This is a genomic window from Prevotella sp. HMSC073D09 (assembly GCF_001814145.1).
GTDB classification, from domain to species: domain Bacteria; phylum Bacteroidota; class Bacteroidia; order Bacteroidales; family Bacteroidaceae; genus Prevotella; species Prevotella conceptionensis.
This window is the reverse complement of record NZ_KV815022.1, coordinates 1-302: the sequence shown is the minus strand read 5'-3', so window position 1 is coordinate 302 and position 302 is coordinate 1. Positions and strand designations below refer to the sequence as shown.

Below are 302 nucleotides of genomic sequence, written 5' to 3'. Positions count from 1 at the left end.
ATTTGTCGGTGGCAAAACGCGGTTATGTGACAAAAAGTGACCTGGTGGAGGTCATTCAGTGCATTCTCTACAAGTTGAAAACGGGCTGTCAGTGGCACATGCTTCCCGTTTCAGCCATCTTCACGGGGAGGGTTTTGAGCTACAAGAGCGTGTATGCCCATTTCCGCAAGTGGTCGAGGAACGGCGAATGGAAAAAGGTTTGGGGCATGATATTGAGCCGTCACAGGTCTTTCTTGGACATGTCCAGTGTGGATTTGGACGGCAGCCACACCACCACGCTTCGCGGTGGGGAGTGCTGTGGA

General features: G+C 52.6%; 1 protein-coding gene. It reads left to right on the top strand.

From position 1 onward, the window contains the following. Nucleotides 1-2: 2 nt before the first annotated feature. A partial coding sequence (locus tag HMPREF2955_RS01090; RefSeq protein ID WP_246830026.1) for a transposase occupies nucleotides 3-302 on the top strand: 300 nt, incomplete at its 3' end.